We start from the raw sequence: 16,225 nt of genomic DNA, 5'->3' as shown, positions 1-16,225 counted from the left end.
TCCCAGCGTAGTCCGCGCGCCGTGGGAGGATGGGGAGATGACCATGATGGGAGGGCGCTCTCCGCAGAGTTCTGACGCGGTCGGGCAGACCGTGGCGAACTTCCCGACGTACGAGGCGGCGCAGAAGGCGGTGTCGTCCCTCATCGCGGCCGACATTCCGGCACGCGACATCGCGATCGTGGGGCAGGGACTCCGTTCGATCGAGCGCATCACCGGCCGTCTGGGCTACGCGTCGGCCGCGCGGTCGGGCGCGGTGAACGGACTCCTCCTCGGCCTTCTCTTCTCGGCGATCCTCGTCATCGGCTCGCCGTCCGTGCCGATCCAGGCATTCGTCGGCGTGCTGTTCGTCGGCATCGCGATCGGAATGCTGCTGAGCATCGTGGCGTACTCGTTCGTGCGCCGGCGCCGCGACTACGCGTCCGTGATGCAGGTCGTCGCCGACCACTACGAGGTCACCGTCACCGACAACAGCGTCGGCCGGGCGCGTCAGGTGCTCGGCCCCCAGACCGCCGTGACGCCCGCCGTTCCGGTCGTACCGACGGCACCGGTTGCCCCGGGCTCCGCGGCTCCGTCCGCCGAGCCGCCGAAGTACGGCGAGCGGGTCGCGGCGAAGCCCGATGCCGAGGGCGAGCCCGGCGATGAGGCCGCACCCGGAGCGCACGCCGTGAGTCCCGAGCCGGTCGAGCGCCCCGGCGAGCCGACCGAGCCCGAGCCGCCGACCGACGCGAGGCAGGATCACGCCGACGCGCCGCACGCGGACGACAGCAGGAGCGCATGAACGAAGACGGGGATCCCTCGCGGATCACCGTCGCGCTCCCGAACGGGAGCGCCGAGGTATCGGCCGACCTCGTCATGCCGTCATCGGCATGGGCGTTCGCGGCCGTGGCGCACGGTGCGGGCGCGGGGTATCGGCATCCGTTCCTCACCGGATTCGCCGACGCGCTGGCGCGAGAGGGCGTCGCCACGCTGCGGTTCAACTTCCCGTACGTGGAGGCGGGGAGACGGATGCCGGGACCTGCGGCGCACGCGATCGCGACGTGGGCGGCGGTCCACGCCGAGCTGGCAGAGCGCGCCGCGGGTGCGCCCGTGTTCGCGATGGGCAAGTCGTACGGCGGACGCATGGCGTCGATGGCGGCGGCGGAGGGTGTGATCGCTCCTGCGGGCCTGGTGTACCTCGGGTACCCGCTGCATCCGCCGGGGAACCCCGACAAGGCTCGCACTGCACACCTGCCGGACGTGTCGCAGCCGCAGCTCTTCGTCGAAGGCACGAACGACCCCTTCATCGACCCGCATGAGCAGCTCGAAGAGGCCGTCGCGTCGTGCCAGGTCGCCGAGATCGCCTGGATCGACGGCGGTGGGCACTCGTTCGAGGTGAAGGGGCACAAGCGTGCGCCGGCCGAGATCGCGGCCGGCCTCGCACCGATGGTCGCCGAGTGGTTGCGCCGGGCTCACTCCGGAGCAGGACCCACGTAACGCCCCCGCGGTCGCAGGCGCATCGGGCGTTCGTTGTACTCGTCCACCGCGTGCGAGATCCAGCCGACGATGCGTCCGATCGCGAAGATCACCGACCCGGCGTCATCGGACATGTCCGCCCACAGGGTGAGGGCAGCCAACGCGAGGTCGAGGTTCGGACGCACGTCCGCACGGCGCGCCACCTCGTCGGCGACGGCGTCCACCGCGGCGAGGACGCGCGCGCTCTGCGGCGCCTCCCGCAGCAGCTCGAGGAGCACGCGCGCGCGCATGTCGCCCCCGGCATAGAGCGGCTGCCCGAACCCGGGGATGCCGCGACCCCCGTCGCGCACGGCGCGCGCGATCGCGGTCGACGGTGCGTCGCCGTCGCGGACGGCCCGCAGCAGCTGCGCGGCCGCCCGGCTCGCGGTGCCGTGCAGGGGCGCATCGAAAGCGCCGAGAGCGGCGGTGACGACGGCGTATCCGGAGGCGCGGGCCGACGCCGCGACACGCGCGGCCAGGGTGGAGACGGCGAGATCGTGGTCGATGACGAGCACCAGTGCCGCGTCGAGGAGGCGGGGTCCGCCAGGGAGGTCATGCGGAGCGAGTGCGCCCCACAGGGTCCGTGCGACGTCCGGCTCCTGGCCGGCGGGAGCGAGCGCGCCGGCCAGGCCCGTGACGAGCCGCGCCCCCACGCGCACCAGCTGCGACGCATCGGAGTCGTCGCGCAGGGGGTCGGTGGCCGCGAGAGCCGCCACCGCGACGATCAGGCGGTCGACCGGCGGCGCGGTCGGGCCCAGCGCCTCGATCGTGCGCCGAGCGACGACGAGGTCGGCAGGCGACGGGGCACGGAGCGCGGGTACGTCCCACAGCCAGGTCACGACCTCCTCGAACGACGACCCGCGCGCGAGCCGCGCCGCCGACCGCTCGCGATAGTGCAGTTCGTCGTCCTCGATGTGGGCGAGTCCGGTGTCGAGCACCATGAGCGGCGTACCCGGGGCCGGCGAGCCGGGGGCAGCACTCGGGGAGCGCCGGCGCCGGCGCGCGAACGCCTCCACCTCCAGCGGATCGAACGACGAGCCCGCGGCATCGCGCTCTCGCGACAGCAGTCCCCGCGACACGTACGCGTACAGGGACTCCGGCTTGACGCCGAGACGAGCCGCCGCCTCAGCCGCGGTCAGGCGGGGAAGGTCGCTCATGATGTTGATCCGATCAAGATTGACGAAAGCGTGATCAAGTTCCGACACTGACTGTAGCGGGAACGATCGCCCATGGTGCGGTCGACCTCCCGGAGACCTCGAGCAAGGAGCCGACATGACGACGACACGCCTCACCCCGATCGACGCGCCGCGGGGCCTCGCCGGCGTGATCGTCGCCGAGACCACCGTGAGCGATGTCCGCGGGGCGGAGGGCTTCTATCAGTACCGGGATCGGTCGGCGATCGAGCTTGCGGAGACCGCGAGCTTCGAAGACGCCTGGCAGCTCCTCGTCACCGGCCAGGACGCGACGGATGCCTCCCGCCCGGGGTTCGCCGCCCGAGTCTCCGATGCCACGACCGGGCGGCGCGGCGACCTCGGGCCCGTCGTCGACGCGGTGTCGGCAGCGACGCCGGACGTGCTCGCCGGGCTCGCGGCCGCCTGGCCGCTGCTCGGCGCGAGGCGCGGCATCCGTCCGCTCTACGATCTCGACGAGAGCGGACGTCTCGCCGATGCGATCGCCCTCGCCGCCGCGACGCCGATGCTCGTCGGCGCCCTCTGGCGGCGCGGTCGCGGAGAGCGCGAGCTGCCCGTGCTGGAGGGCCGGGGCGTCGTCGCGAAATACCTCCGGCAGGTCACCGGACGCGTTCCGGACGAGGCGACCGAGCGTGCTCTGACCGCCTATCTGATCGCCGTCATGGACCACGGCTTCAACGCCTCCACCTTCACCGCCCGGGTCATCGCCTCGACCGGCGCGGATGCCGCGGCTTGCCTCGTCGGCGCGCTCGGAGCCCTCACGGGACCCCTGCACGGAGGTGCTCCGTCCCGTGCGCTCGACGGACTCGACGCCATCGGCACCGACGACCGCATCGACCCGTGGATCCGTGGGGAGCTCGCGGCAGGGCGGCGACTGATGGGGTTCGGGCACGCGGTGTACCGCACCGCGGACCCGCGCGCCGAGCTGATGAAGCGCGTCGCGCTGCGCAGGGGTGGGCCGCGGGTCGAGCTCGCCCTGCGTTTCCAGCAGAGCGCCGAGCGGCTGCTCGCCGAGGCGAAGCCCGGCCGTGAGCTCCACGCCAACGTCGAGTTCTGGGCGGCGCTCGTGATGGAGCAATGCGGGATCCCGCGCTCGATGTTCACGCCGACGTTCGCGGTCGCGCGCACGATCGGGTGGACGGCGCACATCCTCGAACAGGCGCGCGACCCGAAGATCATCCGCCCGTCGGCGCGGTACGTGGGGCCCTCGGTCCGGGTGGCGGCGGCCTGAGCGGCACTATCGTCCGGCGGCGTACCCCTGCATCCCGCGCGGGTTCGCCGCACCCCACAGGACGCCGGTGGCGGCATCGCGTCCGACGGCCGACACGCGGCCGAGCGCCCAGTCGCCCGCCCGCGTGACGCGGTGGCCGCGGCGCTCGAGCCCTTCGATCAGCGCCTCGCCGAGCCGGTTCTCGACCACGGCACCGGCGGGCGTCCACGTGCGAGGCCAGAAGGACTCGGGCATCGACGTGGTGTGCAGCGCGGGCGCATCGATCGCCTGCTGCGGCGTATAGCCGCCGACGATGATGCGCAGCAGGGCCAGCAGCTGCCACTGGTCCTGCTGATCGCCGCCGGGGGAGCCGATCGCGAACTCCGGTGTGCCGTCACGAAGCACCAGCGTGGGGGTGAGGGTCGTCCGCGGGCGCCTCCCCGGAACGAGCGACGACGGATGCCCCGGCTCGAGCCACGTCATCTGCAGACGTGTGCCGAGGCAGAACCCGAGTGCCGGGACCGTCGGGGAGGACTGCAGCCACCCGCCCGAGGGGGTCGCCGAGACGATGTTGCCCCACCGGTCGATGACGTCGAGATGGCACGTGTCTCCGCGCGTCTCGCCGGTCTTGGCGACCGTCGGCTCACCCGTGCCGACGGCGGGCGCGTCGTAGGTCGTGCGCAGCGGGGGACGGAACGGCGCGCGGCCGGGGAGCGCACCCGGGCGGAACTCGGTGGAGGCCTCCGACGAGATCAGAGAGCGCCGGTCGTCGAGGTACTCGGCCGACAGCAGCGCGTCGAGGTCGACGTCGTCGTCCCCGAACCATGCGTCGCGATCGGCGTACGCCAGCTTCTGAGCCTCCAGGATCGTGTGCGCGCCCGCCTCCTGTGACGGGTCGAGCAGCTCGTCGGCGAGGGGTTCGAGCAGTCCCAGCGTCTGCAGCAGCGCGGGGCCCTGCGTCCACGCGCCGGCCTTCGCGATCGTGCGGCCGCGGAATTCCCGCGTGACGGCGGGCTCGTAGCCGGCGTCGAAGCCTGCGAAATCGTCCGCGGTGATGACCGCCGCGTGCCGGCCCCCGCCGGAGTGGCGGTGCGGCTGCGACAGGAACGCGGATGCCTCGTGCGCGACGATCCCCGTCTTCCATTCGCGCCGTGCGGCGTCGATGCGGGCAGCGCGTCCGACCGGCCCGTCGTCGCGCACGGTGCACGACGCGTGGACGAGCGAGTCGAGAACCTCGGCGTAGGCCGGGTTCCGCACGACTCGACCGGCGACCGGAAGCTCGCCGTCGGGCATCCACAGGTCTGCCGACGTCGTCCAGTCGTCGCGGAAGAGCTCGGCGACGCGCGCGATCGTGGCGGCGGCGCCCGCCACGAGCGGGTGCCCGTCGCGCGCGTAGCCGATGGCGTACGAGAGGACGTCGCTGAGCTCCCACGTCCCGTGGTCGCGCAGCAGCAGGAGCCAGGCGTCCACGGCGCCGGGCACTGCGGCCGCGAGGCCTCCGGCGCCGGGCGTGAGGTCGAGACCCTCGCCGCGGTAGTGCTCGATCGTGGCGCCGGCGGGAGCCGGCCCCTGACCCATGAGCACGGTCGGGGCCACAGCATCCACCGGCTGGAAGATCGCCACGAGATCGCCGCCGGGTCCGTTGAGATGAGGCTCGACGACGTGGAGAACGAAGGCCGCCGCGACTGACGCGTCGAAGGCGTTGCCGCCCCGCTCCAGCACCGCCTGTGCGGTGGCCGTCGCGAGCCAGTGCGTGGACGCGGACATGCCGAACGTGCCCGTCAGCGTCGGGCGCGTCGTGAAGGACGACGGGGAGGTGTATTTCGACAAGCTGACGACCGATGAGGGTTCAGCGGCCGCCGCGGGCGATCCAGGCCTCGACCTCGTCGGCGGTGCGCGGGATCGCGGCGGACAGGTTGACCGGTCCGTCGGCGGTCATGAGGATGTCGTCCTCGATGCGCACGCCGATGCCGCGGTACTCCTCGGGGACCGTGATGTCGTCGATCTGGAAGTACAGTCCGGGCTCGATCGTGAAGACCATGCCCGCCTCGAGGATGCCGTCGTAGTACATGTCGCGGCGTGCCTGCGCGCAGTCGTGAACGTCGATGCCCAGGTGGTGGCTTGTGCCGTGCACCATGTAACGACGGTGGTGGCCGCCCCTCTCGGCGTCGAGCGCCTCCTCGGCGGTGACGGGGATGAGACCCCATTCGGCCACGCGCGTCGCGATGACCTGCATCGCCGCCTCGTGGATCGAGCGGAACTTCACGCCCGGCTTCGCCACGGCGAACGCGGCGTCGGCGGCCTCGCGCACGGTCTCATAGACCTTGCGCTGCACGTCCGTGAAGCGGCCGCTCACCGGCAGCGTGCGCGTGATGTCGGCGGTGTAGAGGCTGTCGATCTCGACGCCGGCGTCGATCAGGATGAGGTCGCCGGGGACGACGGCGCCGTCATTTCGCGTCCAGTGCAGGTAGCACGCGTGGGGCCCCGACGCCGCGATCGTGTCGTACCCGACCGCGTTGCCGTCACTGCGCGCGCGCTGGTGGAAGACACCCTCGACGACGCGCTCGCCGCGGGGGTGCTCGACGATCGCGGGGAGGTTCGCGACGATGTCGTCGAAACCGGATGCGGTGACCTGGACGGCGAGCTCCATCTGGCCGATCTCATAGGCGTCCTTCACGAGGCGCAGCTCCGAGACGAACCGGGTGAGGTCGTCGTCTTCGTCGAGCACGACGTCCCCGTCACCAGCCTCGAAGTCGTCGATGTGCGCCGTCGCGAGGCCGAGGTCGGAGGCGACGCCCGCCAGAGCGGGGCGCGGGCCGATCCAGAACTCGCCGATCGAGGCATCCGAGTAGAACTCGCTCGTCGTGCGGTCGGCACGCTCGCGGAAGTACAGCGTGACGTCGTGGCCACCTGACGAGCGAGGCTCGAACACCAGCACGGCGCCGGGCTCTGCGTCCGAGGCCCACCCCGTCAGGTGCGAGAAGGCCGAGTGCGCGCGGAACGGGTAGTCGGTGTCGTTGCTGCGCTGCGTGAGCTCGCCCGCCGGGATCACGAGGCGCTTGCCTCGGAAGGCCGCCGAGAGGGCGTCGCGACGCGCCGCCGTGAACGCGGCCTGAGGGCGTGCCGGCGGAGCGGACTCGGGGCGTTCGGCCCATCCGGTCGAGATCGTGTCGAGGAAGCCCTGCCCGTACGGCTGACGGCGATTCGTGCTGGTCGAGGTCTCGGTGGTGCTCGTGGCGCCGGGGGACTGCTCGCTGGCTGCGCTGCTCATGCCTCCCAGTCTCGCACGCGCGTGGGAGCGCGGGCAGTTCAGCCGGCGGGGTCGTACTGGACGATGAGCGGGCGGTGGTCGGAGCCGGAATCGTCGAGCGAGCGCAGCACGAGCGAGCCCGTCGCCCGCCACTGCGCCGTCGCCATCACATGGTCGATCGGGGCGCCGAGGATGGCCGGCATGTCGGCCGACCACGTGCCCAGCGCGCCGTTGCCGGTCTCGGTCGCGGCATCGGTGCAGTGGCCGATCGTGGCGCCGTCGAGCCCGAGACCCGACATGTGGTCGACCGTCGCGTTGAAGTCTCCGGCCATGATCACGTTGCCGTCGCCGCACTGATCGGCAAGCCACTGGAGGTCGTCGCGCCAGTTCTGCATGTAGCTCGGGCGCGGGGCGACGGCGTGCACTGCGACGACGATGGGCCCGTCGCCCGAGACCGGCATGGCCACCGCGCTGGGCACGGTCGAGGTGTTGCTGCTGCCGTCGAGCGAGGACTCGATCACGGCGTAGTCGCCCAGTTCGGGCGAGATCAGGAGCGTCGTCGAGCCGGCGTCCCATTCGGTCGACGGGTCGGAGGCGTGGTGCGCCCACATGCGATGGCCGAGGTCGCGCATCGCGAGGGCGACGCTCTCCCCGGTCTCGATGGTCGTCTCGGGCAATGCCACGATGTCGGCGTCCATCGCGACAGCGATCTTCGCGATCGTCTCGGGCGGTGTCGCCGCGCCGGCGGTGTTCCACGTCATGACGCGGACGGACGCCTCGGTCTTCGCCGGGAGCGGGTCGCTGCCCAGGCCGCCGCGGGACGACAGCACGGCGACGTTCGCGACGGTCGCGAGCCCCGCGACCACCGCGATCGAGAAGGCGAACGCGCGGATCGGGCGGGCGATCGCGAGGAGGAGCGCCAGCAGCGCCGCGGCGGCGAACGCCAGCGCGAGGATGCCCCGGAACGACACGATCTGGGCGACGGGATAGAAGCGCTCGACGCGGAAGAAACCCGGGAAGGTCAGCACCGCAGCGGCGATGGCGCACAGCACGGTGACGAGGATCCCGAGCAGGCGAAGCACGACGGCGACTCTATGCGAGCAGGCTGTGAGATCCGTCAGCGCGCGCGGGCGTCGCGCGAATCGCGCCGCGCTACGCTCGGAGGATGCCCCGACTGCAGCCGTTCGAAGGACCGAGCGACCTGCATCTGCACTCGGCGAACTCCGACGGCACGCAGCCGCCCGCCGAGGTCATGGCGTCCGCCCATCGGCACGGCGTGCGGACGGCGGCGCTCACGGACCACGACACCACGGCGGGCTGGGCCGAGGCCGCCGAGGCCGCGACCTCCCTCGGCATGACGTTCATCCCGGGGATGGAGCTGTCGGCGCGGCACGAGTGGCGCAGCGTCCACGTGCTGGCGTACCTGCCTGACCCTGACGAGCCGGCGCTGCGCGCCGAGACCGCACGCATCCGGTCCTCGCGCCTGGATCGCGCCCGCCTGATGGCCGACCGCATCGCGCGCGACTACGACCTCGTGTGGGACGACATCCTCGAGCAGACCAGCGACGGCGCGACAGTTGGCCGGCCGCACATCGCCGACGCCCTGGTGGCGCGGGGGCTCGTCCGCGATCGCGCCGAGGCCTTCGCGGGCATCCTGAGCCCGCGCGGCGACTACTACGTCGCCCTCTACGCGCCGGATCCGGTGACCGCGGTGGGACTCGTCGCGGGCGCCGGGGGAGTGGCCGTCATCGCGCATCCGGCCGGGCGTGCCGGCCTGCTTCCGATGCGACTGATGGAACGGATGCTGGATGCCGGCCTCGCAGGCTTCGAACTGGGTCATCGCGAGAACCGCGACCCCGCTCTCACGACCCTGCGCGACCTGTGCCGCGAGCGCGATCTCGTGGTGACGGGATCCAGCGACTACCACGGTCTCGGCAAGCCCAATCAGCCGGGCGAGAACACCACCACCGACGAGATGGTGGCGCGCATCATCGCCCGGGCAACGGGAAGCGCCCCCGTCTACCCGTGAGGGGATGACGAGGGCGCCTCGGACCGCGGATGCCGCGGGTCAGATCATGACGATCAGCCCAGGGCCTTGGCCTTGAGAGCGTCGTACTCGGCCTGCGTGATCGTGCCGGCGTCGAGGAGACCCTTCGCCTTGGCGATCTCGTCGGCCGGGCTGGCGCCTGCACCCGCGACGGACTTGATGTAGGCGTCTTGGGCGCTCTGCAGCTCCGAAGCCTCCTTCGCGCTGCGCTTGGCCATGCCGTTTCCGCGCGCGATCAGGTAGACCAGCAGCGTCAGGAAGGGCACGAAGATCAGGAAGATGATCCAGACGGCCTTCCACCAGCCGTTCAGCGTGTGGTCGCGGAACAGGTCGGCGATCACGGCGAACAGCGCGAACAGGTACGCCATGAAGAAGAAGATCCAGAGGAACCACCAGATGATGTCCCAGAAGGAGCCCCAGAAGCCCTGGTACTCATAACCGGTGGTGACGGCCTCGATGATGCGCATCGTGTGCCTTTCGTGAATGCGGAATACCGGCGCCCTGTGCGCCGTCTGCGCTCACCATAGCGTTGTCGCGGCGCCGGATGACGGCGCCGCGACAGGAGAAGACGGATTCAGGCGCCGACGGTGGCGCCGCCCGCGGGGGCCGACCCGCCGCCGCCGCTGCCGCCGCGGCGGCGACGGCGGCGCCGCGGGGCGGGCTTGCCGTCGTGGTGCTCCTTGCCTCCGCCGTCGTGGGTTCCGCCCCCGTCGGTGGAGCGGTCGCCGTCGGTGTTCGCCGGCGTGCCGTGCTCCGGCGAACCGGCGGCACCCGCATCGGCGGTCTGGAAGGTGGAGCCGACTCGCTCTGACGAACCCGACCGGCGACGGCGACGCCGGCTTCGCGGAGCCTGGCCGTTCGTCTCGACCTCGGCGGCAGCATCCACCGCGCTCTCGGGCTGGACCCGGACCGCCTGGGTCTTCGGGGCCGTCACGATGCGGCCCTTCGTGCCTGCGGGGATGTCGAGGTCGGAGAACAGGTGCGGGCTCGACGAGTAGGTCTCGACGGGCTCGGGCTGGCCGAACTCGAGGGCGCGGTTGATGAGGGCCCACTTGTGCAGGTCCTCCCAGTCGACGAAGGTGACCGCGATGCCGGTCTTGCCCGCGCGGCCGGTGCGGCCGGCGCGGTGCAGGTACGTCTTCTCGTCGTCGGGGATCGTGTGGTTGATGACGTGCGTGACGTCGTCGACGTCGATGCCGCGCGCGGCGACGTCGGTCGCGATGAGGACGTCCTTCTTGCCGGCCTTGAAGCCCGCCATCGAGCGCTCGCGCGACTCCTGGCTCATGTCGCCGTGGACCGCGCCCGCGTTGAAGCCACGGTCGTTCAGCTCGTCGACGAGCTTCTGCGCGGCGCGCTTGGTGCGGGTGAAGATCACGGACTTGCCGCGGCCCTCGGCCTGCAGGATGCGGGCGATGACCTCGTCCTTGTCGAGCGAGTGCGCCCGGTAGACGAGGTGCTTGATGTTCGCCTGCGTGAGGCCCTCGTCGGGGTCGGTGGCGCGGATGTGGATCGGGTTCGACATGAACCGCCGCGCGAGCGCGACGATCGGGCCGGGCATCGTCGCCGAGAAGAGCTGCGTGTGACGGACGGCCGGGACCTTGGAGAAGATCTTCTCGATGTCGGGGAGGAAGCCGAGGTCGAGCATCTTGTCGGCCTCGTCGAGCACGACCTCGGTCGCGTTCGACAGGTCGAGCAGTCGCTGGTTGTTGAGGTCGATGAGCCGGCCCGGCGTTCCCACCACGATCTGCGCGCCGGCCTTGAGCTGGTCGATCTGGCCCTCGTAGGCCTTGCCGCCGTAGATGGCGACGACGCTCGTGGAGCGGTTCGAGGTCAGCATGTCCATGTCTTCATAGACCTGGACGCACAGCTCGCGGGTGGGGACCACGATGAGTGCCTTGACTCCGGGGGCCGGGTCGACGCCGAGGCGCTGGACGACGGGGATGCCGAAGCCGAACGTCTTGCCGGTGCCGGTCTTGGCCTGGCCGATGATGTCCTGGCCGGGGAGGCCGAGGGGGATGGTCTGCTCCTGGATGGGGAATGCGTCGACGATGCCCTTTGTGGAGAGCGCGTCGACGATGTCCTGATCAACGCCGAGTTCGGCGAAGGTCGTCACGATGGGTGCCTGTCCGGCAGTGGGATGCTGCCTGGGTTCATGCCCTGGCGCGTCCGAGGCCTCTGCGAGGTCGCCGCGCGGGCGGAAAAGCGATCCACGCCCTTCTTTCCCACAGGCGCGGGCGCCCCGATCCGACGCCGGGGCCGACACCCACGATACCGGAGGACCCCGCCGCGAGCGCGGAGGCGGTGTCCCCTCGTAGGCTTTCGTCCATGGTGAAGTGGTTCTGGCAGCGTCGCGACACGGGGCGCAAGCTGCAGCTGCGCTCGCGTGACGAGCTGAGCGGCGGCAATCGCGTCGACTTCGAGGAGCTCGCCCCGGACATCGACACGTTCCTCGGCCAGGCGGCCTATCTGCAGCTCGGCTTCTTCGAGACGCTCACCGAGCTCATCCAGTCGATCCCCGAGCTGGGAGAGAAAGAGGCCGTGTCCCGTGCCGCCGGTGCGGCCCTCACCAAGCACGAGGCGCTCGTCGCGCTCATCCGCGAGCGAGGCGACGACCCCACCGAGATCATGCGACCGTTCCGGGAGCCGCTGGACGCCTTCCGGGCGGCCACGCACGGCGTGCGCACGCAGGAGACGATGCTCTCGGTGCACATCACCGCGGGCATGCTCGACGACTTCTACCTGGCCCTGTCGGCGAGCTACGGGGAGACCGGCGACCGCGTCGCGCACATCCTGCAGGCCGATGACGACCGCCAGGCCATCGTCGAGCTGATCTCCCAGGCCATCGCGAGCGACCCGGAATGGAAATCGCTGCTGGCGCTGTGGGGGCGCCGCCTCGTCGGCGACACCCTGCTCATCGCGCGCGCCGCGCTGCGGCCGACCGACCTCGGCCCGGTGGCCGAGGAGAAGGTGGAGCCCGTCTTCACCGAGCTCATGGCCGCGCACTCGCGCCGCATGGACGCCATGGGCCTGGCGGCCTGACGCGCAGAACGGATGCTGCGGCCGCGGGTCGCGGCGGGGTTCGGGTCGCGCTCAGCCGAGCGTCATCAGCCGATGCCGAGGCGCGCCTTCTCGCGCGCGTCGTGGGCGACGCGGGCGCGGGAGATGAGGGTGATCGCCGGGTAGGTGACGACCATCGGCACGATGAGCGCCGCGAGCCACGGCCACGGCGTGTCGATCCCGACCCCGAGCCAGGTCAGGATCGACCACGCGGCACCGGCCGACACGGCGCCGATCATGGGCGCAAGGACGACCCCGCGCGTCAGGCGCTGGTGCAGCTGGAAGTGGATGCCGATGCCGACGACCGCGCCGACGATGAACGCGATGAGGATCTGCATGTCCGGGGTCCGCTCAGGCGACGAAACCGACGCGGCGCGACTCCTCGGAGCCGAGCTCGATGTACGCGAGGCCCGCGGTGGGGACGATGTACGAGTTGCCCTTCGCATCGGCGAAGGTGACGTGCGTGGCGCCGGCGTCGAGCGCCGCGGCGACGGACTTCTTCACGTCTGCCGCCGGCTCGTTCGTCTCGAAGTTGAGCTCGCGGCCGGTGTTCGCGATGCCGATGCGGATCTCCACGTGACTGACCTCCTGCGCGGGGCGATAGTTGTGTGCCAGATGGCTGAGGGCTCCTCCTGGCGGAAAGGCTGAGGGCTCCCCGGACGCATGGCAACTCTACGACACCGCGCAGGGGCATCCGCCCGTCGCCGGAACGCTCTGGGCGAACGGCGGATGTCGCGCCCTCGCGCTAGCGTCGGAGGGTGACTTCGGGCAAGGCGGATCGTGCGGCGTGGACCCCGGACGCGGCGCAGCAGACGGTGCTGGCGCTGCCGCGGGAGGCATCGGGCGTCGTGGTGGGCGCACCCGGCACCGGCAAGACCGAGACGCTGATCGCGCGCGTGGCCGCCGTGATCCGGGCCGGCGTGGATCCAGATGCCGTGCTCGTGCTCACCCCGTCGCGTCAGACCGCGACGGCGCTTCGCGACCGCCTGGGCCTCGCGGTCGGAGTCGCGACGACGGGGCCGCTCGCGCGGTCGGTCGCCTCGTACGCCTTCCAGGTCGTGCGGGCGCACGCCGTCGCGGCGGAGGCGGATCCGCCGCAGCTTCTCACCGGCGGCGACGAGGACCAGATCATCCGCGATCTGCTCGAGGGCGACGACGAGGACGAGGCGGTCGGGGTCGTGCGCTGGCCGGACTGGCTGGGCCCGGCGATCCGCGGCACGGCCGGGTTCCGCACCGAGGTGCGCACGTTCCTCGCCGAGTGCACCACCCTCGGCATCGGGCCGCGCCGCCTCCGCGAGCTCGGCGAGCGTCACGAGCTGCCGGCCTGGGTGTCGCTGTCGTCGTTCTTCGGCGAATACCTCCAGGTGCGAGGCGCCATGCGCGGGGCGCACCGGGACGCCGCGGGTCTGGTCCGCGAAGCGGTCGGGCTGCTGCGCACGGCACCGGCCGGAAGCCCTGCTGTCGACCGGGTGCGCGTGGTCATGGTCGACGATGCGCAGGAGCTCACCCTGGGCGGCGTCGAGATGCTCGAGGCGGTGCGCGCCCGAGGCGCCGCCGTGCTCGCCTTCGGCGACCCCGATGTCGGGTCGGGAACGTTCCGCGGCGCGACGCCCGAGAACTTCGCCCGCCTCGCGGCATCACTGGGTGCCGTGCACGTGCTCACCGCAGGGCATCGCGGGAGCGCGTGGCAGCGCGAGCTGGTCGGTCGCGTCACTCAGCGCATCGGCGCGGTCGGCGTCGTGGCCCACCGCGGTGCGGCATCGGGCGCCGAGGCCGACGACTCCGTGCGGGTGCTGACCCTGCGCTCCGCGGCCGAGGAGTACGACGCCATCGCGCGGGTGCTCCGCGAGCGCCACGTGCACGACGGCGTGCCGTGGAGCGGCTGTGCCGTCATCGCGCACGACACCCGGCAGGTAGCGGCGCTCGAGGCGGAGCTGTCGGCGCGAGAGGTGCCGGCGCGCTCGAGCGGACCGGGGCGCGCCCTCGGCGCCGTGCGGCCTGTGGCCGACCTGCTGCGGCTCATCGAGCTGGCGTCGCGCGACGAGTGGACGTTCGAAGAGGTTTCGGCGGCGCTCGTCGGCACGTACGGACGACTCGACGTCATCGAGCTCCGCCGGCTGCGCTCGGCACTGCGGCACGCCGAGCTGCGCCGGATCATCGAGAGCGCGGCGGAGGCCTCGGACACCACGGCAGCCGCGGAGAGCGACAAGGGTGAGGGCGTCGCCGAGCGCTCGGGTCGCGACCTCGTGCTCTCGGCGATGCGCCAGCCGCTCGAGTTCGACCTGCTCGACACGCGCGAGGCCCGGCGCGCGGCATCGCTGGCGCGCACGCTCGAGGTGCTGCGCGAAGACCTCGACCGCGGTGCCACGGCGCACGAGCTGCTGTGGACCGCGTGGGACCGCAGCAGACTCGAGCGCACATGGGGCGAGCTCGCGCGCGGCAACGGTCCACTGGCAGAGCAGGCGCACCGCGACCTCGACGCCCTGGTCGCGCTGTTCCAGGCCGCGAAGCGATTCGTCGAGCGCTCGCTCGACGCCGATCCGCGCGTGTTCGTGCGGTCGATCCTCGACATCGGCGTCGCCGAGGACCGTCTCGAAGCGCCGACGCGCGACGGCAGCGTGCGTGTCATGACGCCTGCCGGAGCGCTCGGGCTCGAGTTCGACACCGTGGTCGTGGCCGGCGTGCAGGACGGTGTCTGGCCGAACACGAGACTGCGCGGCAGCCTTCTCGACACGTGGCGTCTCGCAGACGCGGCCACCCGTGCCGACGGCGAGACGCTCGGCGCGTTCGACCGCCGCCGCGCGGCGTTGCACGACGAACTCCGCCTGCTCGCGCGCGCGTTGTCGCGGGCGACGGCCCGCGTGATCGTGACGGCCGTCGATGACGACGACTCGGGCCCGAGCGTGTTCTTCGAGCTGCTGCCCGACCCGGAGCCCTTCGATCTGGACCACCCCGTGTCCCTTCGCGGGCTCGTGGCGCGGCACCGGCGCACCCTGACCGCCGCCGGTCCACGGGCGGCCGCCGTTCCCGGGTCGCTCGCCGCGCCCGCGGCGCGCGCCGCGGAACAGCTCGCGCTGCTGGCGGATGCCGGGGTGCCGGGTGCGTCGCCGCGCGAATGGTACGGCGTCCCGGGGCCGACATCGACCGGCCCGCTGCGCGACCTGTCGAGAGAGGACGTCCGCGTCTCGCCCTCCCGGCTGCACGCCCTGGAGGAGTGCGAGCTCAATTGGGTCATCGCCGATCTCGGCGGCGACCCCGGCGGCACCACCGCAGGCCTCGGCACGATCATCCACGCGGCGCTCGAGCACGCGGCCGGTCACGATGAAACGGCGCTGTGGGCCGAGGTCGAGTCGCGCTGGGGCGAGCTGACGTTCGAGGCGGCGTGGCGCGACCGCGCCGAGCAGACCCGTGCGCGCGACTTGGTGCGGCGTCTGCACCTCTACCTGCGGCGCTTCGACGACGCGGGCGGCACGCTGATCGGCGCCGAGCCGCACTTCGAGGTGGTGATCCCGCTGGAAGACGGGACGCCGATGGCTGTCCCCGAGGCTTCCGAGCACCGCGTGATCCTGTCGGGCTACATCGACCGCGTCGAGCTCACGCCGGAGGGAACCGTCGTCATCATGGATCTCAAGACCGGCAAGCGCGAGCCGCAGACCGACGCCAAGGTGCTCGACAACCCTCAGCTGGGTGCGTACCAGCTGGCCTTCGAGTCGGGCGCGATCCCGGAGGCGAACGGCCATGCGCCCGGTGGCGCGAAGCTCCTCGTGCTGCGGCCGAGCGCGACCGGGTCCGACTACGTCACCCCGTGGCAGCCGCCGTTCGACGATGAGCGCCGTGACGCGTTCGTCGGCCGGATCCGCACGGCCGTCGCCGTCATGCGCGGCGAGAGCTTCACCGCACCGTACGAGGAGCACTGCCGCGACGAGCACTCCTACGGGCTGTGCCGGATCCACACCGTCGGCGCGGTGAGCGCCTCGTGA

The 16,225-nt window shown here is 72.0% G+C and carries 14 protein-coding genes; 6 read left to right on the top strand and 8 right to left on the bottom strand.

Annotation, left to right across the window (positions count from 1 at the left end):
• Positions 1-37 precede the first annotated feature (37 nt).
• Together ASF40_RS21445 and ASF40_RS08500 are read left to right on the top strand one after the other, a co-directional pair.
• On the top strand, positions 38-778 hold the full coding sequence (locus tag ASF40_RS21445; RefSeq protein WP_056367889.1) for a general stress protein: 741 nt from the start codon (positions 38-40) through the stop codon (positions 776-778).
• Positions 775-1,473, top strand: coding sequence for an alpha/beta hydrolase family protein (locus tag ASF40_RS08500; RefSeq protein ID WP_082496931.1), 699 nt, complete (start codon positions 775-777; stop codon positions 1,471-1,473). The genes ASF40_RS21445 and ASF40_RS08500 overlap by 4 nt, the downstream gene beginning before the upstream one ends.
• Here the strand turns inward: ASF40_RS08500 and ASF40_RS08495 are convergent.
• A complete protein-coding gene (locus tag ASF40_RS08495) occupies positions 1,449-2,648 on the bottom strand; it encodes a citrate/2-methylcitrate synthase (protein WP_056367887.1) in 1,200 nt (399 codons plus the stop codon). The genes ASF40_RS08500 and ASF40_RS08495 overlap by 25 nt on opposite strands.
• A gap of 115 nt (positions 2,649-2,763) precedes the next feature.
• On the opposite strand from ASF40_RS08495, the gene ASF40_RS08490 reads away from it, so the two are divergent.
• A complete protein-coding gene (locus ASF40_RS08490; protein WP_056367885.1) occupies positions 2,764-3,912 on the top strand; it encodes a citrate/2-methylcitrate synthase in 1,149 nt (382 codons plus the stop codon).
• Between the two features lie 6 nt (positions 3,913-3,918).
• On the opposite strand, the gene ASF40_RS08485 is transcribed toward ASF40_RS08490, so the two are convergent.
• The 3 genes from ASF40_RS08485 to ASF40_RS08475 all read right to left on the bottom strand — a co-directional run bounded on the left by ASF40_RS08485 (position 3,919) and on the right by ASF40_RS08475 (position 8,223).
• Positions 3,919-5,658 (bottom strand): gamma-glutamyltransferase family protein, encoded by a 1,740-nt coding sequence (locus ASF40_RS08485; protein WP_056368371.1) that lies wholly within the window; start codon positions 5,656-5,658, stop codon positions 3,919-3,921.
• A gap of 82 nt (positions 5,659-5,740) precedes the next feature.
• Positions 5,741-7,162: an aminopeptidase P family protein gene (locus ASF40_RS08480; RefSeq protein WP_056367883.1), complete on the bottom strand. Its 1,422-nt coding sequence runs from the start codon at positions 7,160-7,162 to the stop codon at positions 5,741-5,743.
• A 38-nt stretch (positions 7,163-7,200) separates the two neighbouring features.
• Complete coding sequence (locus tag ASF40_RS08475) at positions 7,201-8,223, bottom strand: endonuclease/exonuclease/phosphatase family protein (RefSeq protein ID WP_056367882.1); 1,023 nt, start codon at positions 8,221-8,223, stop codon at positions 7,201-7,203.
• Between the two features lie 83 nt (positions 8,224-8,306).
• On the opposite strand from ASF40_RS08475, the gene ASF40_RS08470 reads away from it, so the two are divergent.
• The gene (locus ASF40_RS08470) at positions 8,307-9,170 is read left to right on the top strand and encodes a PHP domain-containing protein (RefSeq protein WP_056367880.1); all 864 of its coding nucleotides are present in this window, start codon (positions 8,307-8,309) and stop codon (positions 9,168-9,170) included.
• A 53-nt stretch (positions 9,171-9,223) separates the two neighbouring features.
• Here ASF40_RS08470 and ASF40_RS08465 read toward each other — a convergent pair whose 3' ends face one another.
• Together ASF40_RS08465 and ASF40_RS08460 are read right to left on the bottom strand one after the other, a co-directional pair.
• Positions 9,224-9,655 (bottom strand): SHOCT domain-containing protein, encoded by a 432-nt coding sequence (locus tag ASF40_RS08465; RefSeq protein WP_056367878.1) that lies wholly within the window; start codon positions 9,653-9,655, stop codon positions 9,224-9,226.
• A gap of 107 nt (positions 9,656-9,762) precedes the next feature.
• The gene (locus ASF40_RS08460; protein ID WP_056367876.1) at positions 9,763-11,301 is read right to left on the bottom strand and encodes a DEAD/DEAH box helicase; all 1,539 of its coding nucleotides are present in this window, start codon (positions 11,299-11,301) and stop codon (positions 9,763-9,765) included.
• 212 nt (positions 11,302-11,513) lie between these two features.
• On the opposite strand from ASF40_RS08460, the gene ASF40_RS08455 reads away from it, so the two are divergent.
• Positions 11,514-12,227: a ferritin-like fold-containing protein gene (locus ASF40_RS08455; protein WP_056367874.1), complete on the top strand. Its 714-nt coding sequence runs from the start codon at positions 11,514-11,516 to the stop codon at positions 12,225-12,227.
• 65 nt (positions 12,228-12,292) lie between these two features.
• Here the strand turns inward: ASF40_RS08455 and ASF40_RS08450 are convergent, their stop codons facing one another.
• Together ASF40_RS08450 and ASF40_RS08445 are read right to left on the bottom strand one after the other, a co-directional pair.
• The gene (locus tag ASF40_RS08450) at positions 12,293-12,583 is read right to left on the bottom strand and encodes a hypothetical protein (RefSeq protein WP_056367873.1); all 291 of its coding nucleotides are present in this window, start codon (positions 12,581-12,583) and stop codon (positions 12,293-12,295) included.
• A gap of 13 nt (positions 12,584-12,596) precedes the next feature.
• Entirely contained in the window at positions 12,597-12,821 is a 225-nt protein-coding gene (locus tag ASF40_RS08445) for a DUF3107 domain-containing protein (protein ID WP_045296833.1), read from the bottom strand.
• 182 nt (positions 12,822-13,003) lie between these two features.
• Between ASF40_RS08445 and ASF40_RS08440 the strand changes: the two genes are divergently transcribed.
• Positions 13,004-16,225, top strand: coding sequence for an ATP-dependent DNA helicase (locus ASF40_RS08440; RefSeq protein ID WP_056367871.1), 3,222 nt, complete (start codon positions 13,004-13,006; stop codon positions 16,223-16,225).

It is taken from the genome of Microbacterium sp. Leaf288, from assembly GCF_001422925.1.
Classification (GTDB): Bacteria; Actinomycetota; Actinomycetes; order Actinomycetales; family Microbacteriaceae; genus Microbacterium.
The sequence above is the reverse complement of the archived record's forward strand: the minus strand, read 5'-3'. Positions and strand labels throughout refer to the sequence as shown.